Origin of the sequence: Haloarcula laminariae (genome assembly GCF_025457605.1) — an archaeon.
Classification (GTDB): Archaea; Halobacteriota; Halobacteria; order Halobacteriales; family Haloarculaceae; genus Haloarcula; species Haloarcula laminariae.
The window spans coordinates 993,094-1,006,558 of sequence record NZ_JAMZFY010000001.1 but is presented as its reverse complement, the minus strand read 5'-3'; the positions used below and the strand labels follow the sequence as shown (position 1 = coordinate 1,006,558).

Annotated in this window: 19 protein-coding genes and 1 tRNA gene; 6 read left to right on the top strand and 14 right to left on the bottom strand. The window is 65.2% G+C overall.

Going from position 1 to position 13,465, the window contains the following annotated elements:
• The first annotated feature begins 39 nt into the window (after nucleotides 1-39).
• Nucleotides 40-1,167 carry a threonine synthase gene (locus NJQ98_RS05310; RefSeq protein ID WP_262176577.1) on the top strand — a complete coding sequence of 376 codons (1,128 nt, stop codon included), beginning with the start codon at nucleotides 40-42 and terminating at the stop codon, nucleotides 1,165-1,167.
• A 43-nt stretch (nucleotides 1,168-1,210) separates the two neighbouring features.
• Complete coding sequence (locus NJQ98_RS05305; protein WP_262176575.1) at nucleotides 1,211-1,666, top strand: DUF6653 family protein; 456 nt, start codon at nucleotides 1,211-1,213, stop codon at nucleotides 1,664-1,666.
• Nucleotides 1,667-1,716: 50 nt separating this feature from the next.
• Here the strand turns inward: NJQ98_RS05305 and NJQ98_RS05300 are convergent, their stop codons facing one another.
• Genes NJQ98_RS05300 through NJQ98_RS05275 form a run of 6 tightly spaced genes read right to left on the bottom strand, consistent with a single transcriptional unit; the run spans nucleotide 1,717 to nucleotide 4,587 of the window.
• A complete protein-coding gene (locus NJQ98_RS05300; RefSeq protein WP_262176572.1) occupies nucleotides 1,717-2,328 on the bottom strand; it encodes a J domain-containing protein in 612 nt (203 codons plus the stop codon).
• Between the two features lie 53 nt (nucleotides 2,329-2,381).
• Nucleotides 2,382-3,140: a proteasome assembly chaperone family protein gene (locus tag NJQ98_RS05295; RefSeq protein ID WP_262176570.1), complete on the bottom strand. Its 759-nt coding sequence runs from the start codon at nucleotides 3,138-3,140 to the stop codon at nucleotides 2,382-2,384.
• Nucleotides 3,141-3,145: 5 nt separating this feature from the next.
• Nucleotides 3,146-3,328, bottom strand: a complete 183-nt coding sequence (locus NJQ98_RS05290) for an RNA-protein complex protein Nop10 (RefSeq protein WP_262176568.1) — start codon at nucleotides 3,326-3,328, stop codon at nucleotides 3,146-3,148.
• The gene (locus NJQ98_RS05285; protein ID WP_262176565.1) at nucleotides 3,325-4,125 is read right to left on the bottom strand and encodes a translation initiation factor IF-2 subunit alpha; all 801 of its coding nucleotides are present in this window, start codon (nucleotides 4,123-4,125) and stop codon (nucleotides 3,325-3,327) included. Before NJQ98_RS05285 ends, NJQ98_RS05290 begins: the two co-directional genes overlap by 4 nt.
• A 1-nt stretch (nucleotide 4,126) precedes the next feature.
• Nucleotides 4,127-4,300 carry a 30S ribosomal protein S27e gene (locus NJQ98_RS05280; RefSeq protein WP_262176563.1) on the bottom strand — a complete coding sequence of 58 codons (174 nt, stop codon included), beginning with the start codon at nucleotides 4,298-4,300 and terminating at the stop codon, nucleotides 4,127-4,129.
• 2 nt (nucleotides 4,301-4,302) lie between these two features.
• Nucleotides 4,303-4,587, bottom strand: a complete 285-nt coding sequence (locus tag NJQ98_RS05275; RefSeq protein ID WP_262176560.1) for a 50S ribosomal protein L44e — start codon at nucleotides 4,585-4,587, stop codon at nucleotides 4,303-4,305.
• Between the two features lie 319 nt (nucleotides 4,588-4,906).
• Here NJQ98_RS05275 and NJQ98_RS05270 point away from each other — a divergent pair, with 319 nt between their 5' ends.
• Nucleotides 4,907-5,167 (top strand): HAH_0734 family protein, encoded by a 261-nt coding sequence (locus NJQ98_RS05270; RefSeq protein WP_262176558.1) that lies wholly within the window; start codon nucleotides 4,907-4,909, stop codon nucleotides 5,165-5,167.
• A 54-nt stretch (nucleotides 5,168-5,221) separates the two neighbouring features.
• Here the strand turns inward: NJQ98_RS05270 and NJQ98_RS05265 are convergent, their stop codons facing one another.
• Nucleotides 5,222-7,549 carry a DUF2298 domain-containing protein gene (locus tag NJQ98_RS05265; protein ID WP_262176555.1) on the bottom strand — a complete coding sequence of 776 codons (2,328 nt, stop codon included), beginning with the start codon at nucleotides 7,547-7,549 and terminating at the stop codon, nucleotides 5,222-5,224.
• 99 nt (nucleotides 7,550-7,648) lie between these two features.
• Between NJQ98_RS05265 and NJQ98_RS05260 the strand changes: the two genes are divergently transcribed.
• The 3 genes from NJQ98_RS05260 to NJQ98_RS05250 all read left to right on the top strand — a co-directional run bounded on the left by NJQ98_RS05260 (nucleotide 7,649) and on the right by NJQ98_RS05250 (nucleotide 9,044).
• Nucleotides 7,649-8,416: a glycosyltransferase gene (locus NJQ98_RS05260; RefSeq protein WP_262176552.1), complete on the top strand. Its 768-nt coding sequence runs from the start codon at nucleotides 7,649-7,651 to the stop codon at nucleotides 8,414-8,416.
• The gene (locus NJQ98_RS05255; RefSeq protein ID WP_262176550.1) at nucleotides 8,413-8,901 is read left to right on the top strand and encodes a GtrA family protein; all 489 of its coding nucleotides are present in this window, start codon (nucleotides 8,413-8,415) and stop codon (nucleotides 8,899-8,901) included. The genes NJQ98_RS05260 and NJQ98_RS05255 overlap by 4 nt, the downstream gene beginning before the upstream one ends.
• A 68-nt stretch (nucleotides 8,902-8,969) precedes the next feature.
• A tRNA-Met gene (locus NJQ98_RS05250) sits at nucleotides 8,970-9,044 on the top strand.
• A gap of 367 nt (nucleotides 9,045-9,411) precedes the next feature.
• On the opposite strand, the gene hpt is transcribed toward NJQ98_RS05250, so the two are convergent.
• The 7 genes from hpt to NJQ98_RS05215 form a co-directional block, all read right to left on the bottom strand.
• The gene (gene hpt / locus NJQ98_RS05245; RefSeq protein WP_262176547.1) at nucleotides 9,412-9,981 is read right to left on the bottom strand and encodes a hypoxanthine/guanine phosphoribosyltransferase; all 570 of its coding nucleotides are present in this window, start codon (nucleotides 9,979-9,981) and stop codon (nucleotides 9,412-9,414) included.
• 105 nt (nucleotides 9,982-10,086) lie between these two features.
• The gene (locus tag NJQ98_RS05240) at nucleotides 10,087-10,482 is read right to left on the bottom strand and encodes a type IV pilin N-terminal domain-containing protein (protein ID WP_262176546.1); all 396 of its coding nucleotides are present in this window, start codon (nucleotides 10,480-10,482) and stop codon (nucleotides 10,087-10,089) included.
• A 5-nt stretch (nucleotides 10,483-10,487) separates the two neighbouring features.
• Nucleotides 10,488-10,952, bottom strand: a complete 465-nt coding sequence (locus NJQ98_RS05235; RefSeq protein WP_262176543.1) for a type IV pilin N-terminal domain-containing protein — start codon at nucleotides 10,950-10,952, stop codon at nucleotides 10,488-10,490.
• A 282-nt stretch (nucleotides 10,953-11,234) separates the two neighbouring features.
• Complete coding sequence (locus NJQ98_RS05230; protein ID WP_262176541.1) at nucleotides 11,235-11,798, bottom strand: DUF7344 domain-containing protein; 564 nt, start codon at nucleotides 11,796-11,798, stop codon at nucleotides 11,235-11,237.
• 92 nt (nucleotides 11,799-11,890) lie between these two features.
• A complete protein-coding gene (locus NJQ98_RS05225) occupies nucleotides 11,891-12,316 on the bottom strand; it encodes a type IV pilin N-terminal domain-containing protein (protein ID WP_262176538.1) in 426 nt (141 codons plus the stop codon).
• Nucleotides 12,317-12,670: 354 nt separating this feature from the next.
• Nucleotides 12,671-13,039, bottom strand: coding sequence for a type IV pilin N-terminal domain-containing protein (locus tag NJQ98_RS05220; protein WP_262176536.1), 369 nt, complete (start codon nucleotides 13,037-13,039; stop codon nucleotides 12,671-12,673).
• 9 nt (nucleotides 13,040-13,048) lie between these two features.
• Entirely contained in the window at nucleotides 13,049-13,417 is a 369-nt protein-coding gene (locus tag NJQ98_RS05215; RefSeq protein WP_262176533.1) for a type IV pilin N-terminal domain-containing protein, read from the bottom strand.
• Nucleotides 13,418-13,465: the final 48 nt, after the last annotated feature.

The window sequence follows — 13,465 nt, the reverse complement described above, 5'->3', positions numbered from 1 at the left end:
ACCGCACGACACTTGAGGGAGCCATCCCGAGGTAGTCCTATGCAGACGACAGCGGCGGTTCGTGGCCTCTCCTGTACGGCGTGTGGCGAATCGGTCGACCCCGGTATCGAGCGTTGCCCCGACTGCGGGGGCGTTCTGGTCGTCGACTTCGACGTCGACGCGGTCGACGGCCCCGCCGACTGCCGCCCGTTCCCGCCCGAGGCGACCGTCAGCATCGACGAGGGGGCGACGCCGGCCGTGGCCGTGCCGGTGCTGGCCGACGAACTCGGCGTCGGCGGCGTCACCGTCAAGGACGAGGGGCGCAACCCCACGGGGTCGCTCGCCGACCGAAAGCTCTCGCTGGCCGTCACGGCCGCCGTCGCGGACGGGGCCGACCGCGTCGGGACGCCCTCGCCGGGCAACGGCGCCCAGTCGGCGGCGGCCTACGCCGCACGCGCGGACATCGACTCGAAGGGGTTTGTCCCCTCGCGGTGTCCGTTCCTGAACAAGGCGATGGTGAACGTCCACGGCGGCGACATGTACGTCGTCGAGGGGCGCTACGCCGACGCCGTCGAGGCCTTCGCCGACAGCGACGAGCCGCTCACCTCGGTCGCGCCGGGCCACCCGTTCCGCGTCGCCGGCGGGACCGCCCTGGCCCTGGAACTCCTGGCCGACCGAGAGTGGGCGGCCCCTGACGCCGTGGTCCATCCGACCGGCCACGGCGAGACGGTCCTCGGGCTCGAACGCGGGTTCGCTCTCGCCGCCGACGCGGGACTCGCCGACGGCGTCCCGCGGCTCTACGCCGCCCAGCCGGCCGACTGCGCGCCCATCGCCGCGGCGGCCGCCGACGGCGCGACCGACCCGGCGCCGGTCGACCACCCCGACACCATCGTCGGCCCGCTGGAAGTGCCCGACCCCGCGGCCGGGCGCGCCGCTCTCGACGCTATCGCCGCGACCGGCGGCGACGGCGCGGCAGTCCCCGACAAGGAGATACTGCAGGCGGCTGTCGACGGCTGCGAGATGGGCCCCGAAGTCGGCGCGACCGGCGGTACCGCCATCGCCGGCGTGCGCGCCCTGGCCGACCGGGGCGCCTTCGACGCCGACGAGGAGGTCGTCCTCGTCAACCCCGTCGCCGGCAGCAAGGAGGCCGACCTCCTGCGGTCGCATCTGATGAGCCAGGGGATGTGAGCCGGCGGTAGCGCTTTGGCTCGGCCGTGTCTGAGTAACCGACATGCCCACGGCGATTCCCGACGACGACCCGCTCGACCGGTACTTCTGGGCCCGCCACGCCAACCCCCGGAGCGGATGGTCCCGCGTCCCGACGCTGCCCCTGATAGTCGCCTGTATCTACCGTCGGAACTGGCGCGGGCTGGCGCTCACTCTCGCGTTCGTCGCCGTCAACCCGTTCCTGTTCTCGCCGCCCGAAGACGACAGCGCGTGGATGACGAGAGGGGTGTACGGCGAACGCATCTGGGCCAAACAGGCGGGCAAGCACCGGCGCTATCCCGGGCTGTTGAACGTCCCGACCGCCCTCGCCTCGCTGTACGCGCTCTATGCCGCCATCCGGCAGCGGCCCGCAGAGACCGCCGCCGCGACGGCGCTCGCGATGACGCTGAAGCTCTGGTTCGTCTCAGAGATGGTCCACTTATACGAGGAGCGCGCCGGGGAAGCGAGCACGGGGCGCTGAGGTTCGACGCCATCTCACTGAGGGCATCGTCCCGCGGGGGCGACGCTGTTTCACCCCGCGTGCTGTTTCGCGAGCGTGTAGGCCTCCCGGACCCGTTTGAACTCCTCCTTGTCGCCGCCGTGGTCCGGGTGGACCTGCTTGACGCGGGCCCGGTAGGCGGATTTCACCTCGTCGACGGTCGCCGTCTCCCGCAGCCCCAGCTCGGCGAAGGCCTGTCGCGTGGGGTCGACGGGGGAGTGGGGCTCGGGTTCGGGCTCGGGGCCGACGGAGACGTCGGGCGTCTCGAAGGGGAGCCGCCGGCCCAGAGCGGCGCCCGGTAGCTCGTGTTCGACCAGCACCGGGGCCGTCGGCGAGCGCTCGATGCGGTAGAACGCCCGCGCGTCGAAGGTGATGGCGACGCCGCGGTCCGGGAGGTAGAAGGCGACGTCCTGGCCGGCGACCGGATGGTTCTCGGCGAAGGACTCGTCGATGGCGGTCAGGTACTCGCGAATCTCGGCCCGACGGCGCTCCTCGCCGCCCTCGCGAACCCCGCGGGCCCGTCGCTTCGCGGGGAACAGTTTGCCGGCGACGAGAAAGAGGACGACGACGACCAGACTACCGGCTACCCCCAGGAGCAGTCCGAACACCAGCCACGCCGGTACGCCGCCCGGATCTGCCTGCACGGGCCCCCGTTAGGCCCCGTCGCCTAAGAATCGTCCGCTTTCGGCGACCCCGCTCACCCGATGTAGCGGAGGTCCTCGTCGGCCGGCGACGGAGCGTTCTGCTCTTCCATCTGCTGTATCTTGCGGACGACCTCCTCCATCTCGTCGGCGCGCTCTTCGAGCGGGTCGAAGGGGACCTCGAACCCGACGACCTCCTGGAGCACCTCCAGGACCGCCTGTGCGCTCTTGGGGTCGACCAGGTAGCCTGAGGTCTCGCCCATCAGACAGGCGGCAGGTCGGTCGCGGCGCTCGCTCAGTCCCAACAGGAGGCCGGAGACGCCGACGATGCCGCCGGCGGGCTCGTCCTCGCGGAACTCGACGCCGGCCGCTTCGAGGCGGTCGCCGAAGTCGTCGGTCGTCGTCGCGCCCAGCACGTCGTACTCCTCGATGAGTTCGCCCGTCGGAACCCCGCCCAGCGCGTACACCTCCTCGACGCCGAACTCGTCGCCGACGTCGAGGAACGCGGTCGTGAGGCCGTAGTGGCCCGCGTTGTCCTGTGCCTGGTGGTCGCCGGTGAGCACGAGCATGTCGCGGCCGTCCTCGGGCGTGACGGCGTGGAACTCCGCGCACGCGAGCTGCGTTCGACCGTCCTCGACGCTGACCTGCGGGGGGAAATGCGTCGAGTACACCCGTCGAACGAGCTCGCTGTCGAGCTCTTCGAGCAGGTGCTCGGCGGCGAGCTTGCCGACGTGGCCCACGCCGGGCAACCCCTCGACCAGCACCGGCTCCTCGAGCTCCGGGTCGGCGAGAACGTCGATATCGAATTCGTCCATACCCCCTACTCCCGGTGTCGGCGCTTAAGAGAACGTCGATACTCGCCGTGGGGGTCCGCCGGGTCAAAGGGAGCGGGGGCGCTGTTTACCGCCTCGGCTCCGCAGTCGGGACACGTCCCAGAAAGGGTGTACACCGGGCGGTCGTGTTCGGCCCGCCAGGCCGAACACACCCGGATGTCGGCCTTCATTCGTCGTCTTCGTCGCGGTCGCGGTGGAACTCGGCGGTTCCGCCCTCGGCCTCGACGACCTTGCGGGCGCGGGCCGCGCTCTCCTCGAGGGCACCCTCTGCAGTCTTGTAGTCGGGAGCCTGTACCTGGATGCGGTACTCGGGCGAGCCGACGTAGGTGACTTCGAGCTGGATTTCGTCGGGCACTTCGCCGTTGCCCTCGGCGGCTTTCAGCGCGTCTTTGATGACGTCGACGCCCTCGCTGTCGGGACAGGTCAGGTCGACGTAGCCCGTGACGTTGACGTAGGGAACCGAGACGTTCGAACGTGCCGTCTCGACGATAGCGTCGACCTCGTCCTCGTCGAGGTCGGTGTCTTCGAGCGCCGACTCGCCGTGGATAGCGGCGGCCTCGAAGCCGTCGTACAGCGAGCCAAACTCCGACAGCAAGGCGTTGGCGATGGCGCTGTAGGCCTCGTCGGCGATGTCCTCGCCGAAGGCCAGCTCCATCCAGTTGTCGGCCTTCTGCTCGTTTTTCCACTCCTGGATTTTCTCCTTGCGCTGGTGGTCGTTGACGTCCTTGATGGAGAGGTCAATCTGCTGGGCGTCCTCGTCCACGTCGAGCACCTTGGCGACGACCGTCTGGCCGGTGTTGACGTGGTCGCGGACGTTCTTTATCCAGCCGCTCGCGACCTCGGAGATGTGACAGAGCCCGCGCTTGCCCTCGTACTCCTCGAGGTCGACGAAGACGCCGAAGTCTTCGATCTCGTCGACCTTGCCGACGACGAGCTCGCTCGGTTCTGGCCAGCCGCTGTATTTCATGTTACCGGGCCTCGGCGACGGCGGTCACTTCGCCTTCGATGTCGGCCTTCCCGCCGGTGGGGCGGGCGAGCGTGTGACCGCAGACGGCGCAGTCGACCTCGCTCGCGGCCTTCTCGAAGAGCGTCTGTTCGTTCTCGCAGTCCGGACAGGCGACGGTGACGAAGCTACCTGCCATAGTTACTCCTGGAACTCCAGTCGACCGGCGCGCCATCCCTCTCGGAGGTGGGCGCTCCCACAGTCCGAGCAGATGTACTTCAGGTCGGTCTTCTTCGTGGGCTTGTCCCCACCGGGGACCTTCGAGAACTTACCCTTGTTCCCGATACCGGTCCCACGCCGCTTTCGCTGGCGGTCGTTGACCTTTTTCATACCGGACGAGCGGCCCGATCGGACCTTCTCGACCTCGTGTTCGTTGTGCTCGTTACAGTGCGGACAGTACGTGTTGAAACGTCGCGGCATCTCCATAGATATCGACCTTACAGGTCGCTTTGGCATGACCGCTTAAAACCCCGACGGTTCGAGTTCCCCCGCGGGGGAGTCGGGTGCCATCCTACGGTTTCCGTCTCTCACACACCAGCGGCTCAGGGTTGTTAGAGAGACGGTGTAGGTCGGACAGCGGATACCCGCAGTTTGACCCGCGGGCTGAAAGGTGCCGTCGGACCGTGCCGTCTACGTGGTACTCTCGTCCCCCCGCGTATAACGGCTCCGGTCGACGGGCCGCGGCGGCGGACTGTCGGATGAACGCTTCGAAGTCACTAAGTGCGCCGTTTGCCAAGCGTGGGGTATGCAGAAGCTCATCATCCGCGGCGACCCCGGCCTCCGGAAGGGCGGCCGCATCGAGTACGACGGCGAGGAGTACGAGGTGTTCGCGGTCGCCCGCCAGGGTGACTGGCACGGCCCCGACCGCGTCCAGCTGTGGTGTACCATCGGGAGCGAGGACGAACAGGAGACCTTCTCGAAGCAGGACTACATCCCGAACCATCTGGCGACCGACAACGTCGACGCCGAGGCCGTCACCGTCCTGCGCGAGCGGGCGGAAGCCTGAAGCGAGTCCCGGGGCCGGTGCTCGTCGGTCCGTCAGTGTTCTCGACCTGGCTAGCTACGTGTCCGCCAGCGCGCGCTGGTCGACGCGGTAGATGACGACCTCGCCCGACCGGTGAATCTCCGTCACGCCTTCCAGCTGGCTGACCGTGATGGTCCCGTAGCGAGCGCGCTCCGCCGGCCCGTTGTAGACGTACTGTACGTCGTACTCCTGTAGCAGTGCGCGCTGTCGGTCGCCAGGGCCCCGGTAGATGGTCTCGACGTCGGCGACGCGCTTTTCGTAGACGCTGTCGTTTCGGTACTGGGCCTCGTGGACCCAGCCGGCCACCGTCGGAATCCCCGTCAGACTCGACGGGGCGCTGGCGCCTTTCCCCTCCTCGGGGACCCAGTAGTAGCCGGCCGGCGCCGCGGTGACGATGTTCGGACGGCCGTCTATCTCGCGGTCCATCCAGCGGATGGCCTCGGCCTCGCCCGAATGGGAGTCGTCGAGATACGCCGTCCCGTCGAGAGTGGGCTCCCCCGCGCGGCCGGCGTGGTTGGGGAGGGCGATGGCGGCGTACACCGACGTCGAACAGACCAGCAGGACGACCAGCACCGTCGTCCCGTTTTTGACCAGCTGTGCGGTCGCCTCGTCGTCGGGCCGCCAGCGGGTCAGCAGCCACGCCAGTATCGGGCCGACTGCGGCGGCCCACAGCACCCACACCTGCATGTACGTCTTGAACACCGTGTTCATCCGCCCGACGTTCTCCTTGATGAAGACGAACTCCACGAGGATGACCAGGCCGGCGCCCGCGACCAGCAACACCGTCTCGAAGCCGACCGAGCGCTCGCCGCCGTCGGCCAGCGCCGGGAGCGGCCCGGAACTCGGCCGGCCGGTCGGCGACCGGGCGAACAGCCACGCGCCGACCAGCAGCGGGAGGACGAGCCCGACAGCGGCCAGGTCGAGTATCGTCCCGAGCGCCACGCTGGCGAGAAAGCCAAGCCCGACGAGCCGCGCCCGCCCCGTGTCGAGGGTCCGGCCGACCTGTGCGTACAGGTACAGGGCAAAGGGGACGAGGAAGAGCCCGTGAATCCCGACCAGCTCCGCGATGCTGCTGCGGTCGGGCAGATACGTGACCTCGCGGCCGCTGCCGACGCCGAGCCAGAAGGGGAGCGACCACAGCAGCCCCAGGACGGCCACGCCCGCGGCGACGGCGACGGCGAGGCCGATGCGACTCCCCTCGGCGGCCGCTCCGTCCCTCGGGAGCGGGTCACGGAGCGAGGCCGGCAGCAGCGACCGCGGGCTCGCCGGCGCCATGGCGACGGTCACCATGGTGAGGCCGGCGATAGACGGGAACGACCACGTGTTCGTCACCGCCATCAACCCGCCGACGGCCGGAATCGCCCCGAAGAGGAGCGCCAGTCGCCGCCGGCGCTCCTCGGCCGGCGTCTGGTAATAGCTGAAACACAGCGCCGCCGTCAGGACGAGAAAGCCCGTGCTCATCATGTGGGCGTGGAGGTCGCCGTTGAGCCAGGCAAAGAGCGGGAACTCGTTGACGCTGTACCCCGTGCCAGGCGTGTACGTGGCGAAGTCGTCGGGGTCGTCAGTGATGACGCGGCTGGCGTCCCAGAAGTAGAACTCGCCGGGCCCGCGGGCGAGCCCCGTGAGTTCGTAGCCGGCCGCACCGGCCACCGACTTGGCCACCCCGTCCGGCAACAGCCAGAGCAGCGCGCGGGCCGGCGTCGTGAGGTTGCTCGCGATACCGACGAAAAACGCCGAGAGCCCGGCGGCGAGTCGGCGGGGAACGTCCCGCGCCGCCGCGACGGCGCCGGCCAGCCCGTAGACGCCCGTCACCAGCGTGGCGTAGAAGCCCGCCAGCGCGAGGTTGTACGCGTATTGTCCGGCCGTTCCGGTCAGCCGGGTGAGAATCGCCGTCAGCAGGTGGCCGCCGTAGTAGTAGGCGACCGGCTCGCCGGCGAACCACATGTCTTCCGGGGGGAGGGTATCGGCCCGCAACAGCGACTGGACAAGGCCGAAATCGAGGAACTTCTCGCCGGCCAGCGGTGAGATAGCCGGGTCCAGCGCGCGAATCCACACCACGAACAGGAAGGCGACGGCGAAGACGGCGGCGACCTCGCCGAACGAGCGGAGGTCGATTGGGCCGCGGCGATAAGCGACCGCGACGGCGCCGGCGACGAGCCCGACTATCCCGAGCCAGATACCGGCCGTCATCGAGAGGCGACCGAGGAAGTAGGTAGACAGCCACAGCACCACCAGGGCCACCGGGAGGCCGAAGGCGATACCACGCTCGGCAAAGCGGGGAAACAGCGCCGCTGCGACGGTCGCACCGACGTACGTCAAGAGGAGATAGAGGGCGAGCCAGAGGGCGACGAGACCGTACTCCATCAAGGGATAAGAGTTGGGTGAGCCACTATACGTTTTTTGATTCACCCATCCTGACGGGTTTCGAACCGTTTTTAGTCGCTGACAGTGCAGAGTGACACGATGTCGACGACCGTCGGTGTAGTTGTCCCGGCCTTCCGTCCGGACGTGGGGGAGTTGCGGCGGTACGTGACCGCCATCGAAGAGACGCTTGACCCGGAGACGGTCGTCATCGAACTCGACGCGCCCAAGGAGGGCGTCAAGGCACAGCTGGAAGACCTCCCGGCCATCATCGAAACCGTCCCGTACCGGCGCGGCAAGGGGGCCGCAATCACGGCCGGGTTCGAGTTCCTGGAGACGGACGTGCTGGTGTTTGCCGACGCCGACGGCTCGACCCCGGCGGACTCGCTCGACTCGGTCGCCGACCGCGTCAGCTCCGGTGGGGCCGACCTCGCCGTCGGGTCACGGCGCCACCCCGACTCGGAGGTCGCCAGCCACCAGACGTTCGCCCGCCGGTTCCTGGGCGACGGCTTCGCGTGGCTCGCCGGCACCCTGCTTACGGTCTCGCTGCACGACTACCAGTGCGGCGCGAAGGCCATCAGCGCCGACGGGTGGGAGCAGGTCCGCTCGCACCTGTACGAGCCCGGCTTCGCCTGGGACGTGGAACTCGCCGCCATCGCGGGCGCCCTCGACCTCCGCGTCGCGGAGGTACCCATCCAATGGGAGGACCGCCCCGGCTCGACCGTCTCGCCGGTCCGGGACTCGGTAGCGCTGTTCCGGGCGCTGCTGTCGGCGAGACACCGCGCGAAGCAACTGAGCGACGACAGGCTCCACACGGCCATCGCCGCGGCCCGCGAACAGCCGACCGCCCTCGTCGAACGAGACCGATGAGCGTCGGCGACCGGCTCCGCGGACTGGTGCCCGACCGCTTCGAATCGCTCGTCTCCGGCGTCCGGTTCGGCCAGTTTCTCTCGGTCGGCATCGTCGGAGCCATCAGCGACAACGCGGTGTTGGCGGTGCTGGGCCTGGCCTTCGGCGTCCCCGACCTCTGGGCGAAAGCCGCCGGCGTCGAGACCGCTATCGTGGTGATGTTTCTGGTCAACGAACACTGGACCTTCTCGGGGGACGGCGAGGCCGGCCTGCGGCCGTTCCTCAAGCGGCTGGGGAAATCACACCTCGTCAGGACCGGCGGCGTCACCGTCCAGCTGGTCGTCTACTGGGTGTTGACCCAACAGCTGACGGTCGAGCTGGTGGTCGCCGGTCGGGACCTGTGGTTCATCGCCGCCAGTCCGATCGCCATCGCCGCAGCGATGTCGGTGAACTACGTCTTCGAGAGCCTCTTCACCTGGCAGGTCCACCACGACGACAGCCCATAGCGCGTGACAAACTCACGGACGGCAGCCGAATCACAAGCCTTAATGAGGGGACTCGGGTATGAACAGGTAGCGGGATGGGATAGCCAGGAGATTCCGGCGGGCTCATAACCCGCAGATCGGTAGTTCAAATCTACCTCCCGCTACTTCTAACGAACTCACTTCACAGCGAGGCGTCTCATCGCCGAGCGATACGTGAGTCAGTCGTCGCGGTGTAGATTTGAACCCTGCAAGACGTAGCGCGAACGGAGTGAGCGACCGTCCTGTTCCGGTTCAAATCTATCGCCCGTTACTTTCTGACGGACTCCAGCCGATACCGCCGGCTGTAAGGGCGAGAGCGGTCGCCGTCCTCGGTGGCAAATATCTTCACGTGCCCACAACGAACAGTATCAGCGGGGAACGCCCCACTCTGGGATGCCACAAAACGCGAGACGAAAACAGTGTATCGACCCTGTCTTCTACTGACTCGGGGGCAGACAGGTACCAGCGTACCGAGTCACAGCCCGCGGGCTGTTACCCGTCGCCGTACTCGTCCGTGATGACCACTTCGCCGTCCTCGACGACGACGTTGATGAGCGTCTTGGCCTCGTAGCCGGCCTCGTCGAGCTTGTTCTGGCCGTCGTCTTTCTTGATGACACAGACCACGTCACAGATGTCGGCGCCGATGTCCTCCAGCGCGCCGGTCAGTGCCGCCAGCGTCCCGCCCGTCGAGAGCACGTCGTCGAGAACGAGCACGCGGTCGCCGTCGTAGACGTCGTTAACGTACATCTCGTTCTCGGAGTAGCCCGTGACCTGCGACAGCGCGACCTCCCCGTCGAGGCCGTACTGGCGCTTGCGGACGACCACGAGCGGGATGTCGGTCATCAGCGACACCGCCGTCGAGATGTGGATGCCCATCGCCGCCGGGGTGACAATCTTGTCGACGTCTTCGAGTTCGGCCTTCCGAATTATCTTGATGACGATCTCGCGCAGCAACTCGGGCCGTAACATCGGTACGCCGTCGCTGATAGGGTGGACGAAGTAGTGGTACCCATCCTTCTCGATGATTGGCGCGTCGAGCAACGACTCCTGCAGCTTTTCCATATCGAGGGTTCTGCGAGGCCCTACTAAAGTTCGTCGTCACCGGTCGCTGGTCGGTCAATAAACAGAGAAAGAATCTTCAAAAGGCGATTCAGTAGTTAACTGACGTTAGCACTCCGCAATGATGGATGTGCTGTCAGAGTTCGGGTTCTCCCATATCAGCTGAGTGCCCTCGTCAATACCGCCACCTTCCGCAATAGTGTCTCCAGAGCGGAAGGTACTCCCAGAGGGTGCACTATTTAGATTTGTACTCCCATTGTTATTCAGATTCAGATTACTCTCTTCAAGATTGTCGCCGCCGTCATGAATCATATTATTGTCTGAACTACTGGGAAAGTTACAATCAACGCTCACCTGTGGCGCGGCGTCTCCAGCTTGGTCTCCCAACCCAAGGACGAAACTTGCGATGACGGCTGCGAGGATGACCGTAATTGCAACCATCAGGATGACCCCAATAACCGGCGATACTGCATCGTCGTCGTTGAGGAGTTGTTTAATATCCATTATTTTCACACCTCATGTTCTGCAAGAGTATTGCTGGAATCACCGTTCGGATTGTTCCAAATAATTCGAACAGTGTCATCACTGCTTACCAGAACGGAAAAAGATGAACCAGCAGACAGTTCATCTCCAGACGTGTAACCTGCGTCGTCAACAAGGTTACCACCACTGTTAGTGGATCCTGTTACGTCAATATTATCTACAGTTACGCTATCTCCCCCATCATGCGAGATAACTAAAGTGCCATCATCGCTAGCACTGCTACTTGTACCGAACGAATCGGTAGAGGTATTGCCTTCATCGTAGGAGAAGCTCCAGCTGGCCTGCGGTGATGGGTCACCGGCCTGGTCGCCCAGCCCGAGAACGAAACTGGCGATGACGGCCGCGAGGATGACTGTGATTGCGACCATCAGGATAACCCCGATGACCGGCGATACCGCGTCGTCGTCTTCGAATAGTCGTTTGATATCCATGTGTTGAATCCCTGCCAACACACCGTGGTTTCGCATGGTCACCTCTAACCCCTGAGGTGGTCCCCGTGGGTGTGCTATTTACGACTCATGCGAGGTCAAAACTTATACCCACCCCACCTTTCATGCGTTCAGCACCGCCTTGAACGCCATCAAGAGCGCCCTGTACGGCCTGAATTCTATTCCGAGGGCCGAGCGGAGCTAGCCGCGAGCACAGCCGGTGAGTCTCATTATTGAGAAAGGCGGAGGAGCGTCCGACAGCCCCTGAACCGAGGCCAGGGAATCTCAGCGTCCCTCGTCCTCAACGAACTCCGTCAGCGTCATCTCCCGAGCCACGAGGGTATGATACAGCGCCGACAGCGTGAGCACGATGGCAAACAGCGTCCCCCACACGAGCGGCGGGATGAGCGTGAAGGGGTAGACGCCGACCCACAGCACCGTCACGATGGCGAGGCTGATGGCGCCGATAGAGAGGTAGTACTCGCGCCAGGGGAACTCCCCCTCCGGGACGATCTCCAGATAGACCGTCAGCTCCTCCGTGTGGTCGGTGGTCGCGATGACCCCCTCGTCGCTGTCGTAGTCGACGATACCCGCCTCGTGCATCTGTGGGAGGTGGGACTGCTGGAGCGTGGTGTAGACGCGCTTGCGCTGGGCGCTGGTGACCTCCTCGCACTCGCAGTCGTACTCGGCGGCGGCAACGTGGTCAGCGAGGTCACCGAGCGAGACCGGTCCGCCGTGTTCGCGGAGATACTGGAGAACGTAGCGCCGACGCTCGTTGTGGAGAACGTCGAATATCTCCTCGTTCGAGAGTGGCTCGTCCGCGTCCGCCCGACGAATCTGTTGACTCATTGCCGGATTCACCCTGACCCCGGGGGCAATGCCATCCTACGCCTCAGTGAGAGACTTGGGCTAATAATGTTGATGGTCAGTGCTGCCATCGGTTACGTCCCCTCCCAGACCCCGAGCGTCGCCGTGGCGCCGCCGGGACCGGCCCGCCAGATGATGCGGACCGTATCGTCCGACCCGGCGGCGTACTCGTAGGAATCGCCGGCGGTGATATCACTGTCGCCGACGGTCCCGCTGCCGTCCCAGTCGACGCCGGGCGAGTTGTCCGTGTTGCCGCCGCGCACCCCGACCTTGGCCTCGTCTATCGGGTCGCCGCCGCCGTGTGTGATGGTGAGTTCGCCGCTCGTTTCGTCGTACTGGTAGTCGAAACTCACCTGTGGCGCCTGGCTGTTCAGCGAGTCGCCCAGCCCGAGCACGAACGTCGCGATGACGGCCGCCAGGATGACCGTGATGGCGACCATCAAGATGACTCCGATCACCGGCGATACCGCCTCGTCGTCCATGTATCGTGTGCGTTGCATAGGGTGAGATGTCCGTCCGGTCTCAGGCCACCGCCGTCGAGGTCCCGCGTGTGAGCGTGTCAACAACCACGGGTCGACACATCAGGTCGTCGGGTCGATTCCTATCGCTGGGCCGTCCCAGGCGGGGGTCCTCGGCAGCTGTCTCATCTGTTCTACCGCCGCGAGCCAACTCGGCAATGTCGTCAGCGAGCCGCTACCGGTTTTGTTCACTGCGTAATTGGTTGTAACTTCGTCCTGCCGCTATATGATTCTTAGGAACTGATGGAAAAGTAAGGTGCTACCGCCTCAAACGGAGCGACCGTGTTCAGTTAGGCGGATTCGACACTGGATGAAACAGCCGATTCCTGCGGTCAGTCAGCAGGACTCGGAGCGAAGCGTGGCGGAACTCCCCTGGTCTTCCCAGGTTAGTGGAACGGTATCGGCAGCGTCGGTGAAGTTGCCGAAAATTGTGTCACCGGCAGAGTACGGACCGCCTCCAAGCGAACTGGATTCGTTAGCAAGGTAGAGCGTATCGCCCTGAAGTTCGTCTCCACCATCGTGAACTAGGTCGTCCCCTTCACAGGTGAAACTAGCCTGCGGCGCCTGATTGCTCAGCGAGTCGCCCAGCCCGAGCACGAACGTCGCGATGACGGCCGCCAGGATGACTGTAATAGCAACCATCAGGATTACTCCGATAACCGGCGATACCGCGTCATCGTCTCGTAGTAGTTCTTTGACGTTCATCGTTCGTAATCAGCAGCCCTCCGAGCGGAGCGTCGCCGAACTACCCTGGTCTTCCCAGGTAAGCGGGACAGTGCTATTTGCCTCAGTGAAATTCGGGACGATAACATCACCAGCTGATTTAGTGCCATCGTTAAGTGGACCCGTTCCTCCTGCATAGACTTTGCTCGTATCTATTTGGTCACCACCATCGTGGATTAGCGCGCTGCTTGAGTTGCAGGTAAAGCTCGCCTGTGGCGCCTGATTACCCAGCGAGTCGCCGAGCCCGAGCACGAACGTTGCAATCACTGCAGCGAGGATGACTGTAATAGCGACCATCAGGATGACCCCGATGACCGGTGATACCGCGTCGTCGTCTTGGAGTAGTTCTTTTATGTTCATAGTCGTGTCCGACACGGCCTGGAGTGGTATCGTGTAGATACCAAGAGT

What these genes read in the sequence shown, in the direction of transcription:
- NJQ98_RS05285 (WP_262176565.1), bottom strand. Translation starts at nt 4,125, where the DNA reads ATGAAATACAGCGGCTGGCCAGAACCGAGCGAGCTCGTCGTCGGCAAG.
- NJQ98_RS05275 (WP_262176560.1), bottom strand. Translation starts at nt 4,587, where the DNA reads ATGGAGATGCCGCGACGTTTCAACACGTACTGTCCGCACTGTAACGAG.
- NJQ98_RS05230 (WP_262176541.1), bottom strand. Translation starts at nt 11,798, where the DNA reads ATGAGTCAACAGATTCGTCGGGCGGACGCGGACGAGCCACTCTCGAAC.
- NJQ98_RS05265 (WP_262176555.1), bottom strand. Translation starts at nt 7,549, where the DNA reads ATGGAGTACGGTCTCGTCGCCCTCTGGCTCGCCCTCTATCTCCTCTTG.
- NJQ98_RS05290 (WP_262176568.1), bottom strand. Translation starts at nt 3,328, where the DNA reads ATGAAGGCCGACATCCGGGTGTGTTCGGCCTGGCGGGCCGAACACGAC.
- NJQ98_RS05305 (WP_262176575.1), top strand. Translation starts at nt 1,211, where the DNA reads ATGCCCACGGCGATTCCCGACGACGACCCGCTCGACCGGTACTTCTGG.
- hpt (WP_262176547.1), bottom strand. Translation starts at nt 9,981, where the DNA reads ATGGAAAAGCTGCAGGAGTCGTTGCTCGACGCGCCAATCATCGAGAAG.
- NJQ98_RS05310 (WP_262176577.1), top strand. Translation starts at nt 40, where the DNA reads ATGCAGACGACAGCGGCGGTTCGTGGCCTCTCCTGTACGGCGTGTGGC.
- NJQ98_RS05225 (WP_262176538.1), bottom strand. Translation starts at nt 12,316, where the DNA reads ATGCAACGCACACGATACATGGACGACGAGGCGGTATCGCCGGTGATC.
- NJQ98_RS05255 (WP_262176550.1), top strand. Translation starts at nt 8,413, where the DNA reads ATGAGCGTCGGCGACCGGCTCCGCGGACTGGTGCCCGACCGCTTCGAA.
- NJQ98_RS05260 (WP_262176552.1), top strand. Translation starts at nt 7,649, where the DNA reads ATGTCGACGACCGTCGGTGTAGTTGTCCCGGCCTTCCGTCCGGACGTG.
- NJQ98_RS05240 (WP_262176546.1), bottom strand. Translation starts at nt 10,482, where the DNA reads ATGGATATTAAACAACTCCTCAACGACGACGATGCAGTATCGCCGGTT.
- NJQ98_RS05215 (WP_262176533.1), bottom strand. Translation starts at nt 13,417, where the DNA reads ATGAACATAAAAGAACTACTCCAAGACGACGACGCGGTATCACCGGTC.
- NJQ98_RS05270 (WP_262176558.1), top strand. Translation starts at nt 4,907, where the DNA reads ATGCAGAAGCTCATCATCCGCGGCGACCCCGGCCTCCGGAAGGGCGGC.
- NJQ98_RS05280 (WP_262176563.1), bottom strand. Translation starts at nt 4,300, where the DNA reads ATGGCAGGTAGCTTCGTCACCGTCGCCTGTCCGGACTGCGAGAACGAA.
- NJQ98_RS05220 (WP_262176536.1), bottom strand. Translation starts at nt 13,039, where the DNA reads ATGAACGTCAAAGAACTACTACGAGACGATGACGCGGTATCGCCGGTT.
- NJQ98_RS05235 (WP_262176543.1), bottom strand. Translation starts at nt 10,952, where the DNA reads ATGGATATCAAACGACTATTCGAAGACGACGACGCGGTATCGCCGGTC.
- NJQ98_RS05295 (WP_262176570.1), bottom strand. Translation starts at nt 3,140, where the DNA reads ATGGACGAATTCGATATCGACGTTCTCGCCGACCCGGAGCTCGAGGAG.